This is a genomic window from Paracoccus litorisediminis (assembly GCF_009711205.1).
In the GTDB taxonomy this organism is placed as follows: domain Bacteria; phylum Pseudomonadota; class Alphaproteobacteria; order Rhodobacterales; family Rhodobacteraceae; genus Paracoccus; species Paracoccus litorisediminis.
Genome location: NZ_WMIG01000008.1, coordinates 149,129 through 167,552, shown reverse-complemented (window position 1 = coordinate 167,552; position 18,424 = coordinate 149,129). Strand labels below are relative to the sequence as shown.

Annotated in this window: 18 protein-coding genes; 6 read left to right on the top strand and 12 right to left on the bottom strand. The window is 63.1% G+C overall.

Annotated features, from left to right (window positions below; all coding sequences use genetic code 11):
- Window positions 1-183: 183 nt before the first annotated feature.
- Window positions 184-1,107 (bottom strand): pca operon transcription factor PcaQ, encoded by a 924-nt coding sequence (gene pcaQ / locus GL300_RS15245; protein WP_155040513.1) that lies wholly within the window; start codon window positions 1,105-1,107, stop codon window positions 184-186.
- A gap of 275 nt (window positions 1,108-1,382) precedes the next feature.
- On the opposite strand from pcaQ, the gene GL300_RS15240 reads away from it, so the two are divergent.
- From GL300_RS15240 to GL300_RS15230, 3 genes are read left to right on the top strand one after another with little or no spacing between them, the layout of a single operon-like run.
- Window positions 1,383-2,408: a TRAP transporter substrate-binding protein gene (locus GL300_RS15240; protein WP_155040512.1), complete on the top strand. Its 1,026-nt coding sequence runs from the start codon at window positions 1,383-1,385 to the stop codon at window positions 2,406-2,408.
- Window positions 2,409-2,424: 16 nt separating this feature from the next.
- Window positions 2,425-2,943, top strand: coding sequence for a TRAP transporter small permease (locus GL300_RS15235; RefSeq protein ID WP_155040511.1), 519 nt, complete (start codon window positions 2,425-2,427; stop codon window positions 2,941-2,943).
- Complete coding sequence (locus GL300_RS15230) at window positions 2,940-4,259, top strand: TRAP transporter large permease (protein ID WP_155040510.1); 1,320 nt, start codon at window positions 2,940-2,942, stop codon at window positions 4,257-4,259. Before GL300_RS15235 ends, GL300_RS15230 begins: the two co-directional genes overlap by 4 nt.
- A 15-nt stretch (window positions 4,260-4,274) precedes the next feature.
- Here GL300_RS15230 and GL300_RS15225 read toward each other — a convergent pair whose 3' ends face one another.
- Window positions 4,275-5,189: a LysR family transcriptional regulator gene (locus tag GL300_RS15225; RefSeq protein WP_170297683.1), complete on the bottom strand. Its 915-nt coding sequence runs from the start codon at window positions 5,187-5,189 to the stop codon at window positions 4,275-4,277.
- A 91-nt stretch (window positions 5,190-5,280) separates the two neighbouring features.
- On the opposite strand from GL300_RS15225, the gene GL300_RS15220 reads away from it, so the two are divergent.
- Window positions 5,281-5,634, top strand: a complete 354-nt coding sequence (locus GL300_RS15220; RefSeq protein WP_155040508.1) for a hypothetical protein — start codon at window positions 5,281-5,283, stop codon at window positions 5,632-5,634.
- On the opposite strand, the gene GL300_RS15215 is transcribed toward GL300_RS15220, so the two are convergent.
- From GL300_RS15215 to GL300_RS15185, 7 genes are all read right to left on the bottom strand, one after another.
- Window positions 5,631-6,401, bottom strand: coding sequence for an L-fucose dehydrogenase (locus tag GL300_RS15215; RefSeq protein WP_155040507.1), 771 nt, complete (start codon window positions 6,399-6,401; stop codon window positions 5,631-5,633). The genes GL300_RS15220 and GL300_RS15215 overlap by 4 nt on opposite strands.
- Complete coding sequence (locus GL300_RS15210; protein ID WP_155040506.1) at window positions 6,401-7,678, bottom strand: L-fuconate dehydratase; 1,278 nt, start codon at window positions 7,676-7,678, stop codon at window positions 6,401-6,403. The genes GL300_RS15215 and GL300_RS15210 overlap by 1 nt, the downstream gene beginning before the upstream one ends.
- A 93-nt stretch (window positions 7,679-7,771) precedes the next feature.
- Window positions 7,772-8,719: an ABC transporter substrate-binding protein gene (locus GL300_RS15205; protein WP_155040505.1), complete on the bottom strand. Its 948-nt coding sequence runs from the start codon at window positions 8,717-8,719 to the stop codon at window positions 7,772-7,774.
- Window positions 8,720-8,747: 28 nt separating this feature from the next.
- On the bottom strand, window positions 8,748-9,725 hold the full coding sequence (locus GL300_RS15200; protein ID WP_192336660.1) for an ABC transporter permease: 978 nt from the start codon (window positions 9,723-9,725) through the stop codon (window positions 8,748-8,750).
- A gap of 20 nt (window positions 9,726-9,745) precedes the next feature.
- Window positions 9,746-11,251, bottom strand: a complete 1,506-nt coding sequence (locus GL300_RS15195; RefSeq protein WP_155040503.1) for a sugar ABC transporter ATP-binding protein — start codon at window positions 11,249-11,251, stop codon at window positions 9,746-9,748.
- Window positions 11,248-12,066, bottom strand: a complete 819-nt coding sequence (locus tag GL300_RS15190; RefSeq protein WP_155040502.1) for an amidohydrolase family protein — start codon at window positions 12,064-12,066, stop codon at window positions 11,248-11,250. Before GL300_RS15190 ends, GL300_RS15195 begins: the two co-directional genes overlap by 4 nt.
- Before the next feature lie 33 nt (window positions 12,067-12,099).
- Window positions 12,100-12,837 carry an SDR family oxidoreductase gene (locus tag GL300_RS15185; RefSeq protein WP_155040501.1) on the bottom strand — a complete coding sequence of 246 codons (738 nt, stop codon included), beginning with the start codon at window positions 12,835-12,837 and terminating at the stop codon, window positions 12,100-12,102.
- Between the two features lie 109 nt (window positions 12,838-12,946).
- Between GL300_RS15185 and GL300_RS15180 the strand changes: the two genes are divergently transcribed.
- On the top strand, window positions 12,947-13,720 hold the full coding sequence (locus GL300_RS15180; protein WP_155040500.1) for an IclR family transcriptional regulator: 774 nt from the start codon (window positions 12,947-12,949) through the stop codon (window positions 13,718-13,720).
- Between the two features lie 492 nt (window positions 13,721-14,212).
- Here GL300_RS15180 and GL300_RS27100 read toward each other — a convergent pair whose 3' ends face one another.
- A complete protein-coding gene (locus GL300_RS27100; protein WP_281353142.1) occupies window positions 14,213-14,338 on the bottom strand; it encodes a hypothetical protein in 126 nt (41 codons plus the stop codon).
- A 949-nt stretch (window positions 14,339-15,287) separates the two neighbouring features.
- Complete coding sequence (locus GL300_RS15175; protein ID WP_155040499.1) at window positions 15,288-16,118, bottom strand: alpha/beta hydrolase; 831 nt, start codon at window positions 16,116-16,118, stop codon at window positions 15,288-15,290.
- Window positions 16,119-16,358: 240 nt separating this feature from the next.
- Here GL300_RS15175 and GL300_RS15170 point away from each other — a divergent pair, with 240 nt between their 5' ends.
- The gene (locus GL300_RS15170) at window positions 16,359-16,829 is read left to right on the top strand and encodes a hypothetical protein (protein ID WP_155040498.1); all 471 of its coding nucleotides are present in this window, start codon (window positions 16,359-16,361) and stop codon (window positions 16,827-16,829) included.
- 19 nt (window positions 16,830-16,848) lie between these two features.
- On the opposite strand, the gene GL300_RS15165 is transcribed toward GL300_RS15170, so the two are convergent.
- Entirely contained in the window at window positions 16,849-18,423 is a 1,575-nt protein-coding gene (locus GL300_RS15165) for a DHA2 family efflux MFS transporter permease subunit (protein WP_155040497.1), read from the bottom strand.
- Between the last annotated feature and the right edge of the window lies 1 nt (window position 18,424).

The window sequence follows — 18,424 nt, the reverse complement described above, 5'->3', positions numbered from 1 at the left end:
CGGTCGCCTCGCTTCGCTGTGACTGCACGCCTGTCTCTGCCTGTTATCCCGAACGCGAACAGCCCGCAGTCCGGATTTTGATGACAACCCTAGACCGACAAAAAACCCGCGTCCATCACGAACAGGAACTGGGCGGAGCATCGCCGGTTGCCCCGCTTGCGGGCGCGAAATTCCGCCGGAGCTCTAGACATTTCGCGCCAGCCCCAACCGGCGGATCACCCGGTCGATGGCCTGCGCAAACAGTCGCCGTTCCGTGGTATCGGGATCGCCTGCCCGCATCATCAGCCCGACCGCGCCCCGTGTCGCGCTGGTATCGACCGGCAGACGCACCAATTGCCCCTCGGCGATCTCGCGTGCGACCACTCCGGCCGAGATGAACCAGATCGCGTCGCTGCCCAGTACATGCGCCCGCCCGAAGCCGACCGACACGCTTTCGATCCGGTTATGCGGCAACGCCACCCCCTGCGAGATCAACAGACGCCGCACGATCGGACGGATCGCCGCCGAATGCGGCGGATAGATCACCGGCCAATCGCCGATCCGGCGCAGGTCCGGCGCGTTCAGGATCGGATGGCCGGGCCGGACGACGATCGCAACTTCCTCCATGTAAAGCTGGGTGAAACTCAGGCCGCGCATCGCCTCGGGCTCGCCCATGCGGCCGATGACCATGTCCAACTCCTTGTCATTGAGCAGGCGCGTCAGGTGCAGGTGCGAGCCATCGATGATGTTCAGTCGCAGTCCCGGCGCAACCGAGGCGATCTCCAACACCACCTGCGGCAGCAAGCGCGCCGCCACCGAGGGCAGCGCGCCAATGCGCAGCGACGTATCCGTTTCGGGGGCAAAACCGCGCAACCCCGCCAAACCCTGTTCCAGCGAGGTCAGGCTGGCCTGGGCGAAGTTATGCAGCAACTCGCCCTGCGGGGTCAGTGTCACCCCTGCCCGCCCCCGAACCAGCAGCGCCGCACCGACGATCTCCTCAAGTTCTGACAATGCGCGAGAGATTGCGGGCTGGGTCAGATGCAGCCCTTCGGCCGCGCGCTTGAGGCTGCGACAGCGCACGATTTCGACGAAGGCCTGCAAGTGTCGAAGCTTGATGCGGCGGTCCATGGGTTGGGTCCGTTGCTTGTCAATTTTGATAATCAAACTGTCGATTACCGCATTTTACATTTCATTCGCTACATGCAATCCTTTGATAGGGAGGAAGAAAAAGGTGCAATCTGCGCAATCTTGCATTGTCGGATGCAGGCAGCTTGTGGCGCTGAACGCGCACCGAAGCGTGGCGGCCATAGCCATGCCCGGTAGCCTTCCGGGTCCCATCACCGCCATGACGCGGGACCGCGCGGGAACCCCAGAATAATCAGGACAAGAGGGAGGAACTGAGGATGAAAACGATCCTGCTTGCCGGGATTGCCGCGATTGCGGTTGCCGGATCTGCCACCGCGCAGGAGGTCACGCTGCGCGTACATCACTTCCTGTCGGCCGAGGCACCGATGCACAAAGACGTGCTGGCGCCGTGGGAAAAGCTGATCGAGGAAAAATCGGGTGGCCGGATCGATGTCCAGCTGTTCCCCTCGATGCAGTTGGGGGGCAAGCCACCACAGCTTTTCGATCAGGCCCGCGACGGCGTGGTTGATATTTCGTGGACGCTGCTGGGCTATACGCCGGGCCGATTCCCGATCTCGGAAGTGTTCGAACTGCCCTTCCTGTCCGGCAGCGCCACCCAGACCACTGCGGCACTGCAGCAGTATCAGGCGAAGTATATGGGCGATGAGTTGAAGGACGTGCATCCGCTGCTGATCCACGCCCCCGCCGCTTATAAGGTCCATACCAAGGACAAGCCGGTCGCGGCCCAAGCCGATCTGGGCGGGCTGAAGATCCGCACCCCTTCGCGGATGATGACGGACGGGCTGGCCGCGCTTGGCGCGAACCCCATCGGTATGCCGGTGCCGGAAATCGCGCAGGCCCTGACCACCGGCGTCATCGATGGCGCGGTGATCCCGTGGGAGGTCTTTGGCTCGCTTCGGATCGAAAGCGTGACCAAGGATCATGCCGAATTCGGGGCCGAGAATGGCGGGCTGTCGACCTCGGTCATGGCGCTGGTGATGAACCAGGCCAAGTATGACGCCCTGCCCGACGATCTGAAGAAGGTCATCGACGAAAATACGGGCGCGGCGCTGGCCGACATGGCAGGCAAGGCCTTTGACGCCGCCGAAGCAGCCGAGCGCCAAAAGGCGATCGATGCGGGTGGCAAGATCACCGTCATCCCCGAGGTCGATCTGGCCGAATGGCAGGGTGCAACCCAGCCTGTCGTCGATGCCTGGGTGAAATCGATGACCGATGCCGGTCATGACGGTCAGGCAATGCTGGACGACGCCCGCGCGATGCTGGCTGCGGCCAAGGGCAAGTGACGTGACGGAGGGCGACATGACAGCCGAAACACTGACCGAACACGCGCAATCCGTCGCGGTGCCCGGCTGGCTGGCCGCCCTTTGCCGGTTCTTCGCCGGGCTGGGCGGAGCAACGCTGCTGGCGATGATGCTGATGACCGTCACCAGTGTCATCCTGCGCGCGGCCACCGGCAAACCCATCCCCGGCGATTTTGAGTTGGTCGAGGTGGGCAGCGCCATTGCGATTTTCTGCTTTTTGCCATGGTGTCAGGTGAATGGCGGCAATGTGCTGGTCGATTTCTTCACCCAGAAGACCGGGCCGCGCGTGAACCACATCCTTGAGGCCATTGGCGACCTGCTTTACCTGCTGATCGCCGCGCTGCTGCTGTGGCGGCTGTGTCACGGCGCGGCCGAGATGCGCCAATATGGCGAACAGACCATGGTCCTGCGCCTGCCGATCTGGATCAGCTTCACCGTGATCCTGCCCGCCATGACGCTGCTGGTGGCAACCTGCGCCGCGACATTCCTCGGCCATATCCGGGGGGCGCGGGCATGACCGGGATCGCCGCCGGGCTGATGGGTTTTGCCGCGCTGCTTGCGTTGATGGCCATCCGCATCCCCATCGGAGTCGCGATGCTGTCGGTGGGGATCGGGGGCTATGCGTTGTTCACCGGTGCGATGCCGCTGCTCGCCTTCCTGAAAACCTCGACCTATTATCAGTTCTCGACCTATTCGCTGTCGGTCATTCCGCTGTTCGTGCTGATGGGCGAATTCGCGACCAAGGCCGGGATGAGCCGCGCGCTGTTTCGCACCGCCGCAGCCTTTCTGGGCCATCGCAAGGGCGGGCTGGCCATGGCTTCGATCGGCGGCTGCGCGGCCTTTGGCGCGATCTGCGGCAGTTCGCTGGCAACCGCAGCCACCATGGGTCAGGTCGCCCTGCCCGAGATGCGGCGCTACAATTACTCGGGCGCGCTGTCGACCGGTTCGCTGGCGGCGGGCGGCACCTTGGGCATCCTGATCCCGCCCTCGGTCATTCTGGTGCTTTACGCGCTGATGGCCGAACAGAGCATCGCCAAGATGTTCGTGGCCGCAATGATCCCCGGCGTGCTGGCGGCCATCGGCTACATGATCGCCGTCGCGATCTATGTCCGCTATCGCCCCGAGGAAGGCCCTGCCGGTCCCCGCGTCGCGTGGCCCGAACGCATTGCCGCGCTGCGCGAGACATGGTCGATCATCCTGATCTTTGCACTGGTCATCGTCGGCATGTATCGCGGCTGGTTCACCCCCACCGAGGGTGCGGCGGTCGGTGCATTCGGCGCGGGCGTGCTGGCGATCCTGCATGGCGGGATGCGGCTAACCGGGCTGATGGCCTGCCTGCGCGGCACTGCCCAGACCTCGGGGATGATCTTTCTGATCATGCTGGGGGCCGAGATGTTCAACGCCTTCCTTGCGCAGACCCAGACCCCGATGCTGGCGGCGCAGGCGATCCAGAACATGGGCCTGTCGCCGATGCTGGTGCTGGGCGCGATCCTGCTGCTGTATCTGGCGCTTGGCTGCGTGATGGATTCCATGTCCATGCTGCTGCTGACCATCCCGATCTTTTACCCGATCATCGCGGGTCTCGATTTCGGCATGAGCCGCGAGGACACCCTGATCTGGTTCGGCATTCTGGCCGTGGTCGTGGTCGAGGTCGGGCTCATCACCCCGCCCGTCGGAATGAACGTCTTTGTCATCAACGGAATGGCCAAGGATGTCCCAATGCTGGAAAGCTTCCGTGGGGTGCTGCCTTTCCTGATCAGCGACATGGTGCGGATCGTGATCCTTGTCGCCTTCCCGGTCATTACCCTGTGGTTGGTGCACCTGCTTAGTTGACCGCCACTGGCCCGGTCAGTCCTCGACCGGGCCACCCGCCACCGTTTCGGCAATCAGGCGGCGAAACCACTGGCAGGCGGCATCCTGATGCAATCGACGATGCCAGCTGAGGAAAACCTGAAAATTCGGCAGATCAAGGGGCGGAGCGGCGATGTTCAGTCCTTCGGGCTGGGATTCGACCAACCGTCCAGGCACCACCGCGATCATCCGGGTCGCGCGGATGATCGGCAGCACCAGCAGGAAGCTTGGCACGCGCGCGCCGACCTCGCGCGTCTTGCCGATGCGGAACAGGGCATCATCCACCTCATCGCGAATGCCGCCGCCCGGAGCCAGCGCCACGACATGCTGCAACCGGCAGAACTGTTCCAGATCAGGTGGGCCACGCAACTCGGGATGATCGGCGCTCCAGATCACGCGGAAATGCTCCTCGGCCAGAAGGCGTGCCGGGAAGTGCTGCGGCGCATTCTCGGCGCTGGTGACGGCAAAATCCAGTTCGCCCCGCTCCATGCGGCCGGCCAACAGGTCAAGCGCCATCGGCACGGCCTCGATGGTGACACCGGGCGCGCGAGCGGCCAGTTCCGACATCAGGCGCGGCAGAAGCACGCTGAGCGACAGATCCGTCCCCGAGATGCGGAAATGCCGGCTGTCGGTTTCGGGATCGAAGCTTGACTCGCGCGAGACCAGCGTCCGCAGCTTGTCGATCGCCTCGCCCAGAGGTTGGCGCATATTTTCGGCCCGCAGGGTCAGCGACATGCCATGCGCATTGCCGACCAGCAGGTCATCGCCAAAGACCTGCCGCAGTCGCGACAGCTGCGCCGACATCGCGGGTTGGCTGATCCCCAGCCTTCGCGCCGCCAAAGTGACGCTACGTTCCGCCAGCAGCACATCCAGCGACACCAGTAAACCAAGGTCCCGGGGCTGAAAATCCATTCCGCTTATGTCCGTCATAGCTTGGATCGATTTGAGTTTTGCGGCACATCGCGCCACCTGTCCAGCAAGACCTACAAATCAGGAGAATGACGTGAAGCCCGCTATCCTTGCCTTGGCCATCGCCCTTGCCCCCTTTGCCGCCAATGCCGGGGAAATCACCTTAAACAAGCCCCTGCAGGGCGCGACCCTGCCCGGCACCGAAACAGACATGGCGGTTTATTTCACCAAATCGCGGGATGCCGGCTATCGCGTCCATGCCGCCTATATTGGCAAGGACGCCGAAGGCCAGCCCAAGCGGGTGGAGATGGAGTTGCATGACGGCGACGCGGTCAGCTTCTCGCTGCCCGGCCACAAGGGCGAAAGCTATTGCTTCTCGCGCAACGGCGACACGCTGAGCGTCAGCAATGAACTGGTCACGGCAGAACTGCCCGGCAAGGCCAGTTAAGCCAAGGGTTGCACCGCCCGGTCCAGATGCACATAGCCGCCATCCGGGTGCAGCCATTGCCCTGTCATATGGCTGGCGCGGTCCGACAGCAAAAAGGCGCAACAATCCGCAATCTCGCGCGCGGTGGTCATGCGACCGCCCAGCGGGATATTGCGGGTGATCTCGGCCAGCCGCGTATCCGGGTCAGGCATTGTGTCCAGCCACCGACGATATAGCGGCGTCATCACCTCGGCCACGACGATGGCATTGACGCGCACGCCATCGGGCAGGAATTCCACTGCCCATTCGCGGGTCATGCCCAGCTGCGCCGCCTTGGCCGCCACATAGGCCGAGGTTCCCCCCTGCCCGGTCAGCGCGGTCTTGGAGCTGATATTGACCACCGCGCCGGTCGTGGCGCGCAGGTCGTCCCGCAGCAGATGCACCATCATGTAGTAATGGATCAGGTTCTGGTCGAGGCTGGCGCGGAAGGCGTCCGGCCCCTTGTCCAGCCCCACCCCGTCATTCGCACCGGCATTGTTCACCAAGCCGTAAACCTTGCCATGCCGCTGATGGATGGTGTCCACCGCAGCGCGGCAGGCGGCGTCATCCGACAGTTCAGCCTGCACGAAATCCGCCCCTCGCTGCGCCAGCCATTCGGCATCAGGCGCGCGGCGGGCGACGATCACCACCCGCGCCCCTTCCTCGGACAGAACCTCGGTGATGCCCGCGCCGATGCCCGAGCCGCCGCCGGTAACGACGATTACCTTGCCTTGCAGATGCAGATCCATCACGCCCCCTTGAATCGGTATGTTTCAAGGCTTTCCGGCTTCATCTCGATGGAAAAGCCGGGCATGGACGGCGGCATATAGGCCGCGTCGACAATCGTGCAGGGATCAAGGAAATGCTCATGCAGGTGGTCGACATATTCGATGACCCGCCCCTCGCGCGTGCCGGCGATGCACAGGTAGTCGATCATCGACATGTGCTGGACATATTCGCACAGGCCCACGCCTCCGGCATGGGGGCAGACCATGAGGCCGTATTTCGCGGCCATCAGCATGACGGCCAGCACCTCGTTCAAGCCACCCATGCGGCATGAGTCGATCTGCACCACGTCGATCGCGCCGCGCATGATGAACTGCTTGAACATGATCCGGTTCTGGCACATCTCGCCAGTGGCGACCTGAACCGGGGCCACGCCCTCACGGATCTTGCGATGACCCTCGACATCATCGGGGCTGGTCGGTTCCTCGATGAACCACGGCTTGGCGAAGGACAGCTTGCCGACCCAGTCGATGGCCTGATCGACCTCCCAGACTTGGTTCGCGTCGATCATCAGGTTGACGTCCGGGCCGACCTCATCGCGGGCGATGGTCAGGCGGCGGATGTCGTCATCCAGATCGCGACCGACCTTCATCTTGATATGGCGGAAACCGGCATCGACGGCCTCGCGGCACAGGCGGCGCAGCTTATCGTCGTCATAGCCAAGCCAGCCGGCGCTGGTGGTGTAGCAGGGATAGCCCTCGACCTTGAGGGTCGCGATGCGATCCGACTTGCCCGCAGCCTGAGCGGTCAGGAATTCCAGCGCCCATTCGGGGGTGATGCAATCGGTCAGGTAGCGGAAGTCGATGCAGCGGACCAGTTCAGTAGGCGACATCTCGGCCACCAATTGCCAGACCGGCTTGCCCTCGGATTTCGCCCATAGATCCCAGACGGCATTGACCACCGCACCGGTCGCCAGATGGATCGCGCCCTTGTCGGGGCCGATCCAGCGCAACTGGCTGTCCGACGTGATGTGCCGCCAGAACCGCCCCATATCCTGCGCGATCCAGCCCAGATCGAGGCCGCTGACGATGGGGCGCAGCGCCTCGATCGAGGCCACGCAGATTTCGTTCCCGCGACCGATGGTGAAGGTCAGGCCGTGGCCCTCATGCGGGCCATCGGTTTCCAGCACGACATAGGCGGCGGAATAATCCGGGTCCGGGTTCATCGCGTCCGAGCCGTCCAGATGCTGGCTGGTCGGGAAACGCACATCGACGGTGCGCAGGCCGGTGATCTTGGTCATGCCTTCACCTCTCGGCCAAGCCGGCCGTTGCTCGGAAGCTTCATCTTGTCCTCATGGAATGGGCCGGGGGCAGGACGCCCCCGGCGAGGGGTATCAGTCGTAAAGGACCGCCGCGATTTCCGGCGCGTCGATGTTCGACTTGTCGTACCAGTAGAAGCCGGTATCGACGTTTTTCGGCACGGTTTCGCCTTTCGAGACAGCGACGGCGGCCTTGACGGTTTCATAGCCGATTCCAACCGGGTTCTGGGTAATGGCACCGGCCATCTCGCCCGAGCGGATCGCATCCTTCTGCGCCTTGCCCGAGTCGAAGCCGATCACCACGACCTTGGCCCCCATCTCGCGCACGCCGTTCAGCACGCCGATGGCCGAGCCCTCGTTCGAGCCGAAGATGCCCTTGATATCGGGATTGGCGGCCAGGATCGCCTTGGTGATCTCGGTCGATTTCAGGTGGTCGCCATCGCCATATTCGACGGTCACGATCTCGATCTTGGGGAATTTCTCCTTGATCTCGTTCACGAACCCGTCCCGGCGATGCACGCCGGTCAACGAGGTCTGGCTGTGGGCCACGACGGCGATCTTGCCTTCGCCACCGATCAGTTCGCCCATCTTGTCGGCGGCCATCGCGGCGGCGGCCATGTTGTCGGTCGAGGCGGTGGCAACCGGAATATCGCTGTCCACACCCGAGTCGAAGGCGATCACCGGGATCTTGGCCTCTTGCGCCTTCTTCAGCAGCGGGATCACGGCCTGGCTGTCCAGTGCGGCGATGCCGACGGCGGCGGGCTGCTTGGCCAAAGCCGCAGCCAGCATGTCGATCTGCTTGTCGACCTGGGTTTCGTTATCCGGCCCCTCGAAGGTCACATCGACCCCAAGTTCCGCCCCGGCTTTGTCGGCCCCCAGCTTGACCGCCTGCCAGAACTGGTGCTGGAACCCCTTGGAAATCAGCGGGATATACAGCTTATCCTGGGCAAGCGCGCCTTGACCCGCCCCGGCCATCAATGCCAGCGCGGTAGCCGCGCCGATCAGTCTGCGTCTTGTGAACATGTTTTCCTCCCTGATGTTCACGGTGAAATCAGTTGGCCGAGCGGCGGCGAAGCTGGTCGGCATAGACGGCCACAATGATGATGATGCCGGTGACGACGGTCTGCCATTCGGGCGCAACCGACAGCACACGCAATCCATTGGTCAGCACCGACATGATCAGCGCGCCGATCAGCGTGCCGGTGATCGTGCCGCGCCCGCCGGAAAGCGAGGTGCCGCCGATAACCACCGCCGCGATGGCCTCAAGTTCGTATCCCAGACCCAGCGCGGGCTGGGCCGAGTTCAACCGGCTAGAGATCAGAATGCCCGCGATGCCGCAGATCGCCCCGGCCAGCGCATAGATCGCCATCTTCCAGCGGTCCGTGTTGACGCCGGACAGGCGGACGGCCTCCTCGTTGGAACCCAGCGCAAAGGTGTAGCGGCCCAGCACGGTGCGGCCCAGCACCCATGCGATGATGCCTGCGACCACGAACAGGATCAGCACCCCATTCGGCAGCGGAAATTGCGGGATGACCATGCCGACCAGCGAGCCGGTCGAGATGTCGGTATAGCCCTCGGTATCGTTGAAATAGATCGGCTTGGTGCCGGTAACGATCAGCGACATGCCCTTGAGGACCAGCATCATCCCCAATGTGGCAATGAAGGGCGGGATCTTGGCCTTGGCGACCAGCGTGCCGGAAATCAGCCCGCAAAGCGCGCCGGTGGCCATGCCGGTCGCGACGCCGACCAGCAGCGGCGCGCCCATCCATGTCAGCACCACCCCCGTCATCACCGCGCAGAAGGTCATCAGCGTCCCGATGGACAGGTCGATGCCGCCGGTGATGATGATCATCGTCACCCCCACCGCCAGCACCCCGTTGACCGAGGTGGCCTGCAGGATCGACATGATATTGTCGATCTGAAAGAAGCGCGGGCTGGCCAGCGAGAAGCCGATGACCAGCACGATCAGGCTGGCGAAGGCCAGCAGCTTTTGTTGGGCCGCGCCACGGCGGACCTGCTTCTCGCTCATGTTTGTGGTGTCCTCGAGCGTCATTCTGCGGCAAGCCCCTCTCGTTTGGTGGCCAGAGCCATGATTTCCTCTTGCGAGGCGCCGCCGGGCAGGATGCCGGTCAGCCGCCCTTCGCACATCACCGCGATCCGGTGCGACAGCCGCAGGACCTCGGGCAATTCGCTGGAGATGACGATGATCGCCTTGCCCGATGCGGCCAGTTCATTCAGCAGGCGATAGATTTCGGCCTTGGCGCCCACGTCGATGCCGCGTGTGGGTTCGTCAAAGATCAGGATGTCGCAATCGCGCAGCAGCCATTTCGCGATGACCACCTTTTGCTGGTTGCCGCCTGACAGCAGCCGCAATTCCTGCCGGTCGCCGGGGGTCCGGATGCTGAGCGTCTGGATGTAGCGGCGGGCAATGCGACCCAGTTCGGGCTCATCTATACGGCCGAAGCGATCAGCGTATCGCGGCAGGCTGGCCATGGCGATATTGGCCCGCACATCCATCCCCAGTGCCAGACCGTAATGCTTGCGATCTTCGGACAAGTAGCCAATGCCCGCACTGACCGCATCGGCCGGGGTGCGGATCTGCTGAGCCTTGCCGTGGACGCGGATTTCGCCGTGATCGGCCGGTTCCGCGCCGAAAATTGCGCGGGCCAATTCCGTCCGCCCTGCCCCCATCAGCCCGGCAAAGCCCAGAATCTCGCCCTTTTTCAGGGAAAAGCTGATGTCCTTCAGCTCATGCCCTCGGGACAGGTGGCTGACCTCCAGCGCGGTTTCCGCGCCGGACAGGTCGGGAATGATGGCCGTCTCATCGCTGAGCTCGCGGCCTACCATCATCGAGATGATCGTGGAAATCGGCGTATCGGCAGCCTCGACCGTGCCGACATAGGCCCCGTCCCGCATCACCGTCACCCGGTCCGAGATGCGTTTGATCTCATCCATCTTGTGGCTGATATAGATGACGCCAACGCCCTCGGCCTTGAGCTTGCGGATGATGGCGAACAGCTCGGCGATCTCGGCATCGTTCAGGGCGGCAGTCGGCTCATCCATGATCAGCACACGAGAGCGGTAGCTGAGCGCCTTGGCGATCTCGACCATCTGTTGGCGTGCAATGGTCAGCCCACCGACGATGGCGCGCGGGTCCATGCGGATATGCATGGCGTCAAAGATCGCGGCGGCATCTGCGTTCAGCTTGGCCTCATCCAGGCGGCCAAAGGACAGGCGCGGCTCGCGCCCGATCCAGATGTTTTGCGCCACCGTCAGGTCGCGCATCAGCGCCAGTTCCTGATGGATGATGCCGATGCCCAGATCCTGCGCGGCCCGGGGCGTGGGCACAGCGACCTCGGTCCGGTCGACCAGAATGCGGCCCTCATCCGGGTGATAGACGCCCGACAGGATCTTCATCAGCGTCGATTTACCCGCGCCGTTTTCGCCCATCAGCGCGTGGACCTCGCCCGCGCGCAGGTCGAAGCCGACGGATTTCAGGGCATGGACGCCGGGAAAGCGCTTGTCGATCCCCTCCATCCGCACCAGTTCGGTCATGGTTCCACCCCGTAAAAGCGCATGGCGTTTCCGCCCATGATCGCCACCCGTTCCGCGGGCGTCAGTTGGTCCAGAAGTTCATCGGTCAGTGCCAGCCAGTCGGGATAGGGCGCGGCCAGAGTCAGCACCGGCCAGTCGCTGCCCCAGATCAGGCGATCAGGACCGAACCAGTCCAGCAATTGCCCGACGATCGGGCGCAGCGCCGCCAGCGGATCGCGCAAGCCTTCGGGCGAAAGCTCGGTCATCAGGCCCGACAGTTTGCAATGATGCCCCTGTCCGGCCAGCTTCTTCATCCCAGCCTCCCAGTCCGGACGGTCGCCGGGCTGAGGTTTTGCGGCATGGTCGATGACAATGGCCAGATCCGGATTGGCATCGGCAAAACGCGCCAATATGGGCAGGTGGCGCTCTGTCACCAAGGCATCAAAGGTCAGGCCCAGCCGGGGCAGCGCCGCCAGCGCATCCGCACGCGGCGCGGACAGCAGCCATTCGGTATCGGCGATGTCCTGCAGCATCGGACGGATGCCCCGGAACCGAGGATTCGTCGCCCGCGCGGTCAGGTCGTCCACAGCGGCAGCAGAGGTCAAATCGACCCAGCCCACCACCCCGATGATCCGCGGACTGGGCAGCGACAGCAGATAGTCGGTCTCGGCCAGCGTCGGCGCGGCCTGAACAGCGATGACCGACCCGCCCCCCGGATGATCCTTGGGCGCGAAATCGCGGCGGATGGGCTGTAGCGGCCCACCCTGTCCGTCAAGCCAGCCGTAATCGCCCCGGTCCAGCCGCCAGAAGTGGCAATGTGCGTCCAGTCTCTGCATCGCCGCCCCTCCCCTGGCTGCGAAACGGGTGGATCAGATCGTCACGCCTCCGTCGACCAGCATGGCCTGCCCCGAGACGAAGCGGCTTTCATCCGACAGAAGATAGACGACCATCGGCGCGATGTCCTCGACCGTGGCCAGTCGTCCCATCGGCTGACGGGCGATGAAGTCCTTTTCCGCCTGCACCGGATCGGCCGAGGCCGCGATCCGTCCACGCAAGCTGGGCGTGTCGACAGTGCCAGGGCAAAGCGCGTTGCAGCGGATGCCCTGCTTGACGTAATCGGCGGCAATCGCCTTGGTCAGGCCGATCACGGCGGCCTTCGACGCGCCATAGGCGGTGCGGTTGGCAAAACCTTTGATCGAGCTGGCCATTGAGGCCATGTTGACGATGGACGCCGTACCGGTCTGCCCGGCGCGCTCCAGCATGCCCGGCAGCACCGCGCGGCACAGACGCATCATCGCGGTAACGTTCAGGGAAAAGGCGAAATCCCAGTCCTTGTCGTCGATATCCAGCAGCGCGCCGTTATGGACGACGCCGGCGCAGTTGAACAGCCCGTCCAGCGGCCCGACCTTGGCCGCGAGGGCCTTGATCGCCTCGGCATCGGTCACGTCCAGAACGGCGGTTTCGATCCCGTCGAGGCCCTTCAGAAGGTCGGCGTTGATGTCGGTGGCGATGACCCTTGCACCTTCGGCAGCCATAGCCTGCGCCGTGGCACGACCAATCCCCTGCCCAGCGGCGGTCACCAGAATGACCTTGTCCTTCAGCCGCATCAGACACCTCCCCTTGTCTTTTGCTTGGTTCTTATATGAACATGCTATCCACATATGAATATTTGTGGCAAGCCTTTTCTGAGGGCCAACTGGCAGGGGAGGGCCGGGAATGACCGAGGACAGCGAAGACATTGCGGTTGACCGCTATCGCGCCCCCGCGCTGGACAAGGGGTTGGATATCCTTGAGGTGCTGGCCGATCAGGCGCGCGGGCTGACACGGGCCGAAATTGTCAAGGAACTTGGGCTAAGCCCTTCTCAAATCTATCGAATGCTGGAGCGTTTGGTCGCGCGGGGCTATGTCACAAGGATCGAGGGCGGCGACCGCTATGCCCTGACCATGCGGCTGTTCCTGCTGGCGACCCGCCATCCGCCGCTGCGCCGTCTGGTGGCCGAGGCCCAGCCATTGATGGACGAATTCGCGCGCGCGCAACGCCAGTCCTGCCACCTTGTCGTGCCTGAACAGGGCAGCGGAATCGTCGTGGCGCAGGCCAGCCCGACCGGACATTGGGAGTTCCGCGCCCGCCTTGGCGGTCAGGTCAATCTGTTCACCACCAGTTCAGGCCTGACCCTGCTGGCCTTCCAGCACCCCGAGCGGCTGGCCCAGACGCTGGGCCACTGGGGCGTGCAACAGGCCGATTCGCGGCTGGCCTCGATTTTGCCGCATCTGGACCATGTCCGCACGCAGGGTTTCCGCATGGAACCTTCGGGCCAGATGATGGGCGTGACGGATATCAGCGTGCCCCTGCTGGGGCCGGGACAGGATGCTTACGGTGTGCTGACCTGCGCCTATATCGAGCATCCCGACGAGGCCAGCGGCGATCAGCGCATCCAGGCATTGGCAGCGCTACGCAGTCTGGCCAGTACAATTTCGTCGGGGGCATGAGAGCTTCGATCGCTTTCCTTGCGACAGATGTTTAATCGGCGTTCGCATTAAGCCACCCACAGCTTTGGCGCGCGGATGGAAGCCGCCGGGGATATGCCGCGTCGCGTTATTGTACCCCCTTATTCAATCCGTATTGCTGCCAGGCATCTGCGACACGTCCCAGTGCAGACCGTCCGCGCTGCTCAGCCCAAGTCCGCCCACTCCACTGCAATCGAGACCAAACAAAAGGCGACGCTCCAACCGGTCACCTCGGCACGGATCGCCGCTGCTATGTGCCCCACGGCGCTATCATGAAAGAGGCAATCTGCTCATTGAAATGACATCGAGGCTAAGAATGCGAATAGCGAGGTCGCTCTTAGCAAGGACCGTGATCGACGGGCTTTAGGAAGGCACCAACGTCAAGACCGACACGTTCCAGAAATGTCCTCGGCTCAAGAAGATGAGGCGATACGGACCGCAACTTTTCATCCAGCGGCCACAATTCGCGGGCCATCAGTTGGATTGACGGTTAACGCTGGAGGTCATGCCGATCGAGTAATATTCCGACGTCGCCGCCCGCAAGGTGTCGGTAAGCGTGAACATTTCCAGTTCCAGCGCAGATACCGTACGCGGTTCCATCACCCTATTCATCGCATCGCAGGTAAAGGGGGGGAGACAGCAGTACCTACATACCCACGAAGTCGGACAGCAGCGGCAGCTATACCTGATCATCTCAGAAATCAGCACCTGTACCCCCCTGGCGCAAATCGATGTGCAAAATGGCCTCAACACAACTGCCCGGGGAGACCCGCCGCTGCAGCGTCAACGTGCGCAAGCGCAACTAACCCGAAGGATCGCGGGGCCCCCGAAAGGAAGCGTTATCTCGTCACGAACGTCGCGGCACTACGCTGACGGTGCGCCTGAGTGGGACATATATCCACGGCAACCCGAAGCTTGAACCGCTGCGCGGCAGATCGCGTCATCGGCCCGGAAAGCTAAATGCCGACGAAAGTTGCGACTATCCCTGCTCCTACCGGGCTTGCACGGAACGGGAGATCAAGCGCCGTATCACACGCAGCATCCCTGGGTTTTCGAGCGCAGCTTTGTCTGGCTGTCCCGCTTTCGTTAGCTCGCCGTCAGACATCGGCGACGGGCCGATATTAACTCCGCCGTCGCCATTCTGACATGCGCCGTTATCTGCTCCCGAGTCCTCGTTAACTGCTATGAAACCCACTCTTAAGAATACCCAAGGCCGCACTTCGGACAGGCTGGCATAAGCGCTGCAAACTCGCTTCGACATCACTCGTGCCGTCAGCACTTTGTGCACAACCATGCTGAAAGGTTGGCACCACTACGTACGATCACGCTTAGAAGGGGCTGGGCGCTCCCTAACGCCACAACACCCGCAATCCGGCAATGCCGTGTCGTTTTCGCCGGGCGCAAGGGCGGCGAACCGGGTGCCGCTGGGAGTTGCGGTCGCTCGCGGCACGATCATGCGGGGGTTGGCCGGGGTGGCCTTCAGCCCGATCCTCTGCAGAATAGTTCGGGCCCCGCGCGAATGGGTCCGCAGAACGAACCACAACCGCAATCAGGCCGGCGTCAGCAGGCTGCGCGTGATCGGGTGGTCCGCGTGGGCCAACCCGTCGAGAATGTTGAAATGATGCCGGTCGGGTTCCTCGACCATATCGGTCGCCGCGCCCATTCCCCGCCAGATATTCGCCAGAAGCGCAGATTGGCGGCGGAATTCGGATGTCTCCATGCCTCCGACCCAGCAGGTGATGCGCAGCCCTTCCAAAGGGTCCAGCAGAACCGGGCTTTCGCGCAGGGCCTCGGCATCATCAAGGCGCAGCGGATCGCGATATCTGGTGCGCTGCAGCGGCCGCAGATCATGTAGCCCCGAGACCGACATCACATGCGCAAGCCGCGACCGGATATCGTCCGCCAACGGCGAATCCGCGCAGCCCATGCGGCTGACCAGATGCCCCCCGGCGGAATGCCCGGCCAGCAGCAGCGGCCCCTCGACCTTGGCCGCAGCCGCCGTGATGGCTGCACCGATCTCATGCGTGATCTGGCTGATCCGGGCCTCGGGGCATAGGGTATATTCGGGAATGGCCACTGCAAAGCCATGCGCCAGCGGTCCCTGCGCCATATGCGACCAGTAGCTGCGGTCCAACGCCAGCCAGAAGCCGCCATGGACAAAGACCACCAACCCCCTTGGCGCGCCCAATGGCAGGAAAAGATCAAACCGATTGCGGAGTTTCGGTCCATAGGACAGACCCAGACGGGCCCGCCCTTCGGCTTCAAGCCGCTCGCGAAGCAGCCGGGCGGGCTCGACCCAGCGGCCCGGCCACGATGCGCCGTCAGCGATATTCTCGGCGTTCTTGTAAACCGCGTCCCAGTCGGCAATTCCCTGCAGCATTCTTGTCCCCCAGACAGGCCAGCGGGTCGATGTGTTTCAAAGAAACGCTGCCGCATCAATCCCTTCATCGCGTTCGGGTCGACGGCTGATCCATGACGACAGGCGGGGAATTGCCGAGGCATGTCCGGGCAATATCAAGACACATTGCCAGTGGCAGGCGCTTGCGTCACGAAGGTCACACATCAACTCTATGTCTGTACAACCATCATGAATCTTCGCCGCATTCTCGGTTCTGCCCTTTTGATCGCAACCATCGCCGGAACCGCTTCCGCCGACGGTCATGGCCGCGGTCACGACAAGCACGACCACAAGCACCGCTATGATCGCCGCTATGACGATGATCGTTATGACCGTCGTCGCGACGACCGCCGCGAATATCGCAGCGAGGAGGAATACCGCGAATGGAAGCGGCGTCAGGCCCGCCGCGAATGGGAACGTGGCTGCCCGCCCGGTCTGGTCGCGCATAAGGGCGAATGCCTGCGCCCCGGCCATGTCAAGCGCGACCGCGCCCTGCGTGCCGGCGACCGCTTCGACCCGCGCCAGTATCGCCGCGTCAGCAATCCGGGCCTGTACAACCTGCAGCAGCAGTCCGGGTACCAGTACTATCAGGACAACAACAGCATCTATCAGGTCGACAACAAGACCCAGAAGATCATGAACGTCCTGAGCATGGTGCAACTGATGCAAAGCCTGGGCGGCATGGCCCGCTAAGCCTGAACGGCGGCGCCCTTTAGTGGGCGTCGCCGCCTCCTCCGCCAGCGGCAGGCTTGTCGACAAAGAACAGCAGCCCGCCCAGCGACAGGAACAATACTGCCAGAATCAGGAAGATGTCCGACAGCGACATGACCACGGCCTGCAGCTTGGCCATGCTGGTAATCGTCGACAGGGCGGCGGTATGGGCCGCATCGCCCAGCGTGGAATAGGCCTGCTCCAGCATCCCGATCGCCTTTTGGGCCGCGTCGCTGGTCACGCTGACCCCTTCGGCCAGACGGGCAAAGTGGAAGTCCTGACGATTGGTCAGGATGGTGTTGATCAGCGCCAGACCGACCGCACCGCCAAGGTTCCGCGTCAGGTTGAATAGACCCGAGGCGTTCTTGACCTTATCGGGCGGCAGCATCCCCAGCGCGATGTTCGACACCGGGACCATGCACAGCATCAGGGACACGCCGCGCAGGATCTGCGGCACGAAGATCTCCCAATAATCCCAATCCTCGGTCAGCCCGGTCATCATCCAGCAGCTGAGCGAGAACATGACAAAGCCGATGCCCATCATGATCCGCGGGTCAGATGTCTGCGAGAAGCGCCCGGCAATCGGTGCCGTCAGGAACATGGCGATCCCCGAAACCATCATCGTCTCACCGATCTGCAGCGAGTTATAGCCGCGCACCGCCGAGAGATAGACCGGGAAGATATAGATCAGCCCGTAAAGCCCGATCCCCAGACCGAATGAGAACAGCGACCCCATGGCAAAGTTGCGGTCGGCAAATGCGTCCAGCCGGACGATCGGCTCATCCGCGGTAAAGGCCCGCCAGAAAAACAGGAACCCGCCCACCACCATCACTGCGGTCATGATGACGATCACATGATCGGCGAACCAGTCGTCGCCCGCGCCTTCCTCCAGCACATATTCCATCGCGCCCAGAAACAGCGCGAGGCCCAGGAAGCCCCACCAGTCGAACTTGTTCAGCAGGCTCAGGTCGGGCTTGTCGAAGTCGATCAGCGTGAAGGCCGCGACGGTGACGATGATGCCGGGGATGATGTTGATGAAGAACAGCCAGTGCCAGCTGAGGAACTCGGTCAGATAGCCGCCCAGCGTCGGCCCGATGGTCGGCGCCAGCGTCGCCACCAGCCCGATCATCGGCGAGACGATATGCATCTTGGAGCGCGGAAAGATCGTATAGGCGCAGGCAAAGACCGTGGGGATCATCGCGCCGCCCAGAAAACCCTGCAACGAGCGCCACAGGATCATTTCCCCGATCGAGGTCGACAGCCCGCAAAGCAGGCTCATCAACGTGAACCCGCCCGCCGAGATGGTAAAGACCCAGCGCGTCGACAGCATCCGCGACAGATAGCCCGACAGCGGGATCATGATGACCTCCGCAATCAGGTAGGATGTCTGGATCCACTGGATCTCGTCGCCCGAAGCGGCCAGCCCGGCCTGAATTTCTGGCAGCGAGGCCGAGACGATCTGGATGTCCAGAATCGCCATGAACATCCCCAGCACCATCAGCAGGAAGGTGATCAGGCGGCGGGGATCAATCTGGTCCTGAGCGGGCGCGCCGCCCGCGGTGGCCGGGGCGGCCATC

What these genes read in the sequence shown, in the direction of transcription:
- pcaQ (WP_155040513.1), bottom strand. Translation starts at nt 1,107, where the DNA reads ATGGACCGCCGCATCAAGCTTCGACACTTGCAGGCCTTCGTCGAAATC.
- GL300_RS15240 (WP_155040512.1), top strand. Translation starts at nt 1,383, where the DNA reads ATGAAAACGATCCTGCTTGCCGGGATTGCCGCGATTGCGGTTGCCGGA.
- GL300_RS15235 (WP_155040511.1), top strand. Translation starts at nt 2,425, where the DNA reads ATGACAGCCGAAACACTGACCGAACACGCGCAATCCGTCGCGGTGCCC.
- GL300_RS15230 (WP_155040510.1), top strand. Translation starts at nt 2,940, where the DNA reads ATGACCGGGATCGCCGCCGGGCTGATGGGTTTTGCCGCGCTGCTTGCG.
- GL300_RS15225 (WP_170297683.1), bottom strand. Translation starts at nt 5,189, where the DNA reads ATGGATTTTCAGCCCCGGGACCTTGGTTTACTGGTGTCGCTGGATGTG.
- GL300_RS15215 (WP_155040507.1), bottom strand. Translation starts at nt 6,401, where the DNA reads ATGGATCTGCATCTGCAAGGCAAGGTAATCGTCGTTACCGGCGGCGGC.
- GL300_RS15210 (WP_155040506.1), bottom strand. Translation starts at nt 7,678, where the DNA reads ATGACCAAGATCACCGGCCTGCGCACCGTCGATGTGCGTTTCCCGACC.
- GL300_RS15205 (WP_155040505.1), bottom strand. Translation starts at nt 8,719, where the DNA reads ATGTTCACAAGACGCAGACTGATCGGCGCGGCTACCGCGCTGGCATTG.
- GL300_RS15200 (WP_192336660.1), bottom strand. Translation starts at nt 9,725, where the DNA reads ATGAGCGAGAAGCAGGTCCGCCGTGGCGCGGCCCAACAAAAGCTGCTG.
- GL300_RS15195 (WP_155040503.1), bottom strand. Translation starts at nt 11,251, where the DNA reads ATGACCGAACTGGTGCGGATGGAGGGGATCGACAAGCGCTTTCCCGGC.
- GL300_RS15190 (WP_155040502.1), bottom strand. Translation starts at nt 12,066, where the DNA reads ATGCAGAGACTGGACGCACATTGCCACTTCTGGCGGCTGGACCGGGGC.
- GL300_RS15185 (WP_155040501.1), bottom strand. Translation starts at nt 12,837, where the DNA reads ATGCGGCTGAAGGACAAGGTCATTCTGGTGACCGCCGCTGGGCAGGGG.
- GL300_RS15180 (WP_155040500.1), top strand. Translation starts at nt 12,947, where the DNA reads ATGACCGAGGACAGCGAAGACATTGCGGTTGACCGCTATCGCGCCCCC.
- GL300_RS27100 (WP_281353142.1), bottom strand. Translation starts at nt 14,338, where the DNA reads ATGGAACCGCGTACGGTATCTGCGCTGGAACTGGAAATGTTCACGCTT.
- GL300_RS15175 (WP_155040499.1), bottom strand. Translation starts at nt 16,118, where the DNA reads ATGCTGCAGGGAATTGCCGACTGGGACGCGGTTTACAAGAACGCCGAG.
- GL300_RS15165 (WP_155040497.1), bottom strand. Translation starts at nt 18,423, where the DNA reads ATGGCCGCCCCGGCCACCGCGGGCGGCGCGCCCGCTCAGGACCAGATT.